This is a genomic window from Deltaproteobacteria bacterium, from assembly GCA_018668695.1.
Lineage (GTDB): Bacteria > Myxococcota > XYA12-FULL-58-9 > XYA12-FULL-58-9 > JABJBS01 > JABJBS01.
Genome location: JABJBS010000209.1, coordinates 1 through 4,238 on the forward strand (window position 1 = coordinate 1; position 4,238 = coordinate 4,238).

Genomic DNA, 4,238 nt, shown 5'->3' on the forward strand with positions numbered 1-4,238 from the left:
ACGCGGATGCATCAGGCCTAGCTTACGCCGAGCCCTATCTCTATATGGTCAGTCATGATGGAAAGCTGCGTGTGTTTGATATGACCAGCCCCAGCCAGCCACAACTGATTGGTGAGACTGGTGGCCTTGGTAACCCATGGGAAGTGGTTCTCCATGGAGACCGCGCCTACGTGGGCGATAACAGCCTCGGCGTCATCGCTTTCGATATCAGTACACCACAGTCTCCAAGCATCCTGAACATCGTATCCGCGCGAGGTGGTGTTCAAGACCTTGTTCATGCGAACGGCCATCTCTTTGCTGCAGTGGGCAGCGCGGGTGTTCAGGTTTTTACACTTGATAATCCCGACCTGCCCGTTTCTCTTAGTACCATCACACTCGGTGGCGCGGTCATTTCAGTCTCTGTTTCTGGCAACCACCTCTGGACTACAGACCAACAAAGCGTCGCGGTGACCGATATTTCAGACCCAGCCAATCCCGTACAACTGGCCGTTGAAGACACGCCATCTTGGGCCATGCATGTAGCAGGTCAATCTGAAGGCGCCTTTGTTGCGGATTGGCAAAAGCTTGCCCGCTACACCTTCGATGCAGGCAAAATTGCACCCGATGCCGATGTATCAACATCTGCTCTCTATTTTGTCGGTACCACTGATAAAGGTTCAGCAACGGTTACCAACCGCGGCGGCAGTGACCTCATCATTTCAGGCATGCAAATTCCAGACACACGATTCAGCATCAGTGTCGACAAGCTCACGCTGGCCCCTGGCGAAACCATGCAAATCAAGCTGGACTATGCCAACGATGGCGCAGATCTCGCGAGCACCCTTTGCATTGCCAGCAACGACCCGGATGAGCCGGTTCAAGAGGTGACCCTCGCATCAAGCTCCTCTGGCAGCAGTGTCCTCATTGGTGAAACCGCTCCAAACTTCAATCTACCGGATTTAGATGGCAACTACCTCGAGCTGGCCCGACAGCTCGGTAAACCGGTGGTGCTCTCCTATTTTGCAACTTGGTGACCTGTTTGTCCGTCCGAGGTCTCGGACATAGAAATGGGAATCTGGCAAGAATACAAGGACCGTGGCGTTGTTGTGTGGGGCATTGGCTCTGAAGACTCTTTAGAAATTCTCACCAGCTTTCGCGAGCAAATGGGACTCACATTCCCGATCCTCTTTGATGATGGTGCGGCCGTTCAAGACCAATACAATCCGGGTTCTGTGCCAACCAACAGCATTTATCCACAGGACTGGATCATTGGCGTAGATGGCACCGTGGTTCATGTGAACACGGTCTATGAACCTGAAGAGATGAAGGCCATTCTCGAAATAGAACTGGCTAAGATTGAATAGTTCAAACAGGCAGAGACCCGTTTGACCCAATGGTTCCCTACGAACTAAAGCCTATTCATTAAATAGTGAAAAGCTGAGACCGGTTTCATCTCTCGGCCTCTTTGACTCTGATACATCCGGAATTGAATTTTGGCCTCACCCTGCTGCCTCGAAATCGAAACCCCGACGGTCCCGATTTTCTCACCAGCTTTCAAAGGCGAGCCTACCCGCAAAGACTGAGCCACCGAACCCAAGTGCCCAAATGCATAATAGTGGTCACCACGGCGAACCGTGACACGGGCGAAGCCGTCTTCGGCTCGGCGACGAATATTGGAAACGACACCGCTAACGGGAGCCATCACTTTTGTGCCTGCTGGAGCAAAAACCTCAACGGTATTCTGCTGAGTATCCTCATGAGGGTGTCCCAACTGGAAGTCGTTGCCTGGCAGAGGAAAGAGTTCAAGCTCCGGGCCGGAAGAAACCCGGTCGCGGCTCCGGCGTGCATCTCGCACCGAACGTTCTAAAGATTCAAAGGTTTCGGCGTTGATGATCCCTGAAGGGTTTAGCCCTTGCTCTCGCTGGAACGAGCGAACCGCTCGCGTGGTGCTTGCCCCATAAATACCGCTCAATCCCGCCTGGTGGCCACAGAATTCCAAAGCCTTTTGAATACGTTCCACCACCGGGCCCCGGCTGCCAGAGCGCAATGCGTGGTTGCCCGTGCGCACTTGAAAAATATCCAACGCTTGCGCAGTGTGAGCCCCAACCGAGCCATCGACTTTTAAGTTGGGATAAAAGTTCTGAAAGGACCGCACAGCATGCTGCGTGGCCTCGTCAAACTGGCCATTCAATGCCAAGCCTTCATGCCTGAACTGGTTTGAAAGAACTTCCTGAAGGCGCTCCACCGCAAAACCTCGTGAACCGAGTTCGAGGGCTTCTTGCCCATGAATCACCGGCCCCCAAGCTAAATGCCTTTTCGTAGCATCGTCCCATTCCCCGGATACTTTCATACCCATACTGCACTGATAGGCGCGCAGCGCTGCACGGCTCATTTCATCCCATTCACTGCTAAATGGGACCGAGAAACCGGCGGCACGCAATGCACCTTGAGCCTTTTCAATATTTTCCGGCTGAAGTGGGCTGGGTTTAACCGTGTGCGTGTGAGCAAGTTGAGGCGTTTTAATATCGAGTGATCTCGGGGACGCCGGCGAGATAATCGACGAGGCCTCCAAGGCGTGTGAAGACATGACGTCGTGACCGGCCTCAACCATGACAGACTCAGCAGCCTTCTTCACTGGCTCAGTGGACGAATGCTCTTGCGTAAGAGCTTCGCCGAGATTTCCGGTTATGTTCCCGCGACTTGAAACATTGGACATCTTGGGTTCTCCAGATCCCGCGCTCCCCATGATGACTTACATGGTGGGCAGGACTTTGGTTCCAAGATCGAGACCAGCTCCATAGACCTTCAATAAGTCTGGGAACGTTTAGCTCTTTTGCTCGATGAAATTGTAAGGTTCCGCTAATGGAGTGTTTTACTTACATCCGTTTCGGAAATAAGAATTCCTAAGCCACTCAATGCATGCGACTAAAGAACGCTTTGGCACCCCACCGCACCATGAATGGCGGCATAGCCCATAGCATCAAAACGGTCATCTTGTTCATCAACCCCGTCACAACCGACACCGCACCGCCGTGTGCACTGCTCAAACCAATTCGAGCAACTGCCCGTGAGGTCATAAGCTGACTCTCGAAAAAATCGCCCATCTTCATGTCAGCAACTTCAACAAACTCAGTAGCCGTGCCCCCTGGGTGCACATTGGTCACCGTCACTCCGGTGCCAGCACACTCACAAGCCATGGCTTCGCCAAAACTACGCACAAAAGCCTTGGTAGCACTGTACACCGCAAAGTGAGCGACCGGCATAAATGCATTTACAGAGCCCACAAGAATGATGCTGCCAAAACCACGCGCTCGCATGCCAGGAAGCAATGCGTGGGTAAGAGCTACCAGTGATGATATATTGACCTGAACCATACCCAGAGCCTTATCAACTCCGGTCTCGTGAAACTCTCCGGCGATACCAAAGCCAGCATTGTTTACCAAAATATCGACTTGCAAACCCTCGGCATCCAGCATCTTGGTCACCGTGGTCACGCCATCTGGACTTCCAAGATCACTGGAAACGACGCGAACATCGACGCCATGAGCATCCTTGAGCTCTTTGGCCAGAGCCTCTAATCGGTCCAAACGCCGGGCAGTAAGCACCAGATTCACACCCGATTCCGCCAACTCTTTCGCAAAATCCTTACCAATACCAGCACTTGAGCCGGTAACCAGAGCCCATTTCCCACGCCATTTTCCGTATGCCATCAAAGTCTCCTTGGAAGCCTTATTGTTGACCTTTCACAAAGCCTATCTCTTCTCGGACGCTCATACCACCCAGTCAGATCTGCGCCAAAATTATGGCTCAATGATTCAAACATTTGGCTGAGACACCATTTTAAAGCCTTGAATCACTCTCTCATATTCCTCCTAGTCATATGTTTTATATAGGCTTACTGAAACCTGCCTCCTTTGGCATAAGTCGTGCTTTGTTATTTGGGCGGAGACGCAAATAAGTCGAAAATGAACGAATCGAGGACTCAGTGAAAAAGTGGTTCATATTAATATTGATAACCAGCTTCGGCACCAGCGCAGGTATTGGTGTGACATTGGTTCAAGCCTCTGGGCTCAAAACAGAGGCTAATTGCGAAATTAAGGCCCAAGAGGTGCTCGGTGAAGCTGCCGCAGTGATTGGAAGCCAACGCCGCAAACTCAATATCGAATTACTGGACGAGACCCAGCAGTCTTTGAATAAGGCCCGCAAGTGCATGCGACCCGACCAAATCAAAATCGACCAAAGCCTCACCCGGGTTCTTG

General features: G+C 52.0%; 5 protein-coding genes. 3 read left to right on the forward strand and 2 right to left on the reverse strand.

Annotated features, from left to right (window positions below; translation table 11 throughout):
* On the forward strand, positions 1–1,013 hold a 1,013-nt coding region (locus HOK28_11100; protein MBT6433633.1), incomplete at its 5' end, for a hypothetical protein.
* Between the two features lie 33 nt (positions 1,014–1,046).
* A complete protein-coding gene (locus HOK28_11105; protein MBT6433634.1) occupies positions 1,047–1,343 on the forward strand; it encodes a redoxin domain-containing protein in 297 nt (98 codons plus the stop codon).
* 44 nt (positions 1,344–1,387) lie between these two features.
* Here HOK28_11105 and HOK28_11110 read toward each other — a convergent pair whose 3' ends face one another.
* Positions 1,388–2,695 (reverse strand): peptidoglycan DD-metalloendopeptidase family protein, encoded by a 1,308-nt coding sequence (locus HOK28_11110; protein ID MBT6433635.1) that lies wholly within the window; start codon positions 2,693–2,695, stop codon positions 1,388–1,390.
* Between the two features lie 196 nt (positions 2,696–2,891).
* Positions 2,892–3,689 carry an SDR family oxidoreductase gene (locus tag HOK28_11115; protein ID MBT6433636.1) on the reverse strand — a complete coding sequence of 266 codons (798 nt, stop codon included), beginning with the start codon at positions 3,687–3,689 and terminating at the stop codon, positions 2,892–2,894.
* Between the two features lie 275 nt (positions 3,690–3,964).
* On the opposite strand from HOK28_11115, the gene HOK28_11120 reads away from it, so the two are divergent.
* A partial coding sequence (locus HOK28_11120; protein MBT6433637.1) for a hypothetical protein occupies positions 3,965–4,238 on the forward strand: 274 nt, incomplete at its 3' end.